Origin of the sequence: Mesorhizobium sp. M0060 (assembly GCF_040323155.1) — a bacterium.
Lineage (GTDB): Bacteria > Pseudomonadota > Alphaproteobacteria > Rhizobiales > Rhizobiaceae > Mesorhizobium.
In genome coordinates this window covers 1-2,409 of sequence record NZ_JAMYUP010000140.1, presented here as the reverse complement: position 1 = coordinate 2,409, position 2,409 = coordinate 1, and the positions used below count along the sequence as shown (strand labels likewise).

The window sequence follows — 2,409 nt, the reverse complement described above, 5'->3', positions numbered from 1 at the left end:
CGCCTCTTGCACCTCATATCCGCCGTACAAGTGCCTCGACCGCCGATCGGATCGGCGGGCTGCAGCTTATGTCAAAGGCCATTGTCAGCAATCATGAGAGTGGTTAAGATCTAACGATTGGTACCCGATCGTAAGCGCGGCCACATCGCGAGCGCCTCCGTCTTCCTATCGGAAGAAATGTCTGACGCCATCTTGCCGCAAATGTTATCTCTAGCGATCCGTCCTCGATCGAAGAAGGATCGCATCAATGGACGATTGGAGAATCGGGAATATCTGGGTAACCAGAATTCTGGAGATGTGCGACCCTCTGGGGACGCCGTCGGAATGGTTCCCCGACTGCACCGACGAAGCACTCGAACCGCATCTTCATTGGCTCACGCCCCGATTGATATCGCCGGCAACCGGCCGGCTTATTCTTCCCATCCAGAGTTTTCTGGTTCGTACCGGCCACCACACCATTCTGGTCGACAGTTGCGTCGGCAACGACAAGACGTGCGCATACTTCCCGCATTGGCATCGCCGCAATGACGGCACCTTTTTGGCGCGCCTGGCGAATGCAGGTGTTGCTCCCGAGCAGATCGACTATGTGCTGTGCACCCATCTTCATATCGACCATTGCGGCTGGAACACACGATTGGTGGACGGGCGTTGGATACCGACATTCCCGAACGCCCGCTACATCATGGCGCGGCGCGAGTTCGAGGCCGCACAGGCCGCCTCCGGCGATGCCGACGAACGGACCTATGAGGACAATGTGCTGCCAATCGTCGAGGCTGGTCGGGCTGTGCTTGTCGATATGGATTATGAACTCGATGGCGAAGTGTGGCTGGAGCCGACGCCGGGCCACACTCCGGGGCACGTAGCCATCGGCCTGAGATCTCGAGGCGTAGGGGCAGTGTTTTCCGGCGATCTCATGCATTGGCCGATGCAATGCATATACCCCGACTGGAGCTTTCGGTACGACACGGACCCTGACCAGGCACGTCGGACGCGGTGGGCATTCCTGGAGGCTTGCTCGGACAATGGACGTATCGTCATGACATCGCATTTTCCCTTGCCGTCGGTGGGAACTATCTCGCGACGCCAGTCATCATTCTGGTTCGAGGATCATCAGCCGCCGTAATCGCCGAGGACGCCGACCACGCGAACCCGAACGGCGGGGGCGATCGCGCTCGGCATGTCCGGCGCGCGGATCGCCGGGAGGGCCGCGCTGGAGGCTTAGCAAATGCACGGCTGGCTCGCGCTCGCCACGATGTGCATCGGCGTCGGACAGGGCGTGACATAAGAGTGGGGTGGGATTCCTTTTCACGAGTGCGCATGCGAGTCTGTTGCATGCGCGCAGGAATATCGTTCACCGTTTCGCCAACCGATCGCCAGCGACTGACGGCGCTCATCCGGGATCGCAATGCGCCGCAGAAGCATGTCTGGCGCGCCGCCGGTCTCCCGGAGCGCGCTCCGGAAGACCAGCGGCAGCGCTATACTGGGGAAGATTCAAACGGCACTTCTGGGGAGTATTGAGCCGGCATCGACAATGTGCAGTGCGGCCACCCGTTCGGCATGCCCGTCGGCCAACATCAGGCAGGCTTCGACCAGCAGGCCGTGGCGGTTCTCCATCAGCCCATGCCCCATGAAGCACAGCTTGGCCTCTTTGCCCCGCCCTTTGCGGTAGAGCCTGGCGTCGGGATCGGTGGTCGAGGTATGCGTCTCGTTCGACCGTTTCTGGCCGTGGAAGTCCGCTTCCGTGTTACGCCCGCCGTCCTGAGCCGGCGGCTCGCCTGAGCTATCTTCGCCCGAGCCGCCCTTCGGCTTGACGCTCTTCATCGACGCCCAGGCCTCGATCAGCGTCCCGTCGACCGAGAAGTGATCCGTAGACAGAAGCTTCTTCACCTTGGGTTGCGCCAGCACGGTCGCAGGAACTTCGCCGCGATGTCGCCCTCCAGCAGCCGATCGCGGTTCTTCAAGAAAACCGAATGGTCCCAGGCCGCATCGTCCACGCCGATTCCGACAAACCAGCGGAACAGAAGGTCGTATTCCAGCCGTTCCATCAAAAGCCGTTCCGAGCGGATCGAATAGAACGCCTGCAACAGCATCGCCCTGAGCAGCTTCTCCGGTGGGATCGACGGCCGCCCGAGCGGCCAGTACAGCGCCGCGAACTCCCGCCCCAGCGCCGAAAGTGCCTCGTTCACAATCGCCCGAATACGGCGCAGCGGATGATCGCGCCGCACCCGTGCCTCAAGGTCCACGTAGCTTATATGAGGAGTGTCAAGGCCTTTAGGGCTCCGCTTTTTTAGGTCCGTTGGTTTTGCGTATCCATGGTCTGAGCCCGATTGCATGACGCGGCTCGTTTCCCGAGCCAGATCCAACTTATATACGGTCGCTGTTCGAAACAGCGGCACCAACATCCCGCTT

1 protein-coding gene and 1 pseudogene are annotated in these 2,409 nt (G+C 60.9%); one reads left to right on the top strand and one right to left on the bottom strand.

From position 1 onward, the window contains the following. Positions 1–247 precede the first annotated feature (247 nt). Entirely contained in the window at positions 248–1,123 is an 876-nt protein-coding gene (locus NKJ94_RS37190) for an MBL fold metallo-hydrolase (protein WP_352532727.1), read from the top strand. Positions 1,124–1,524: 401 nt separating this feature from the next. Here the strand turns inward: NKJ94_RS37190 and NKJ94_RS37185 are convergent. After that, a pseudogene (locus NKJ94_RS37185) lies at positions 1,525–2,252 on the bottom strand (IS5 family transposase); the annotation flags it as partial. Between the last annotated feature and the right edge of the window lie 157 nt (positions 2,253–2,409).

Coding starts and splice junctions, on each gene's coding strand:
- NKJ94_RS37190 (WP_352532727.1), top strand. CDS start 248: ATGGACGATTGGAGAATCGGGAATATCTGGGTAACCAGAATTCTGGAG.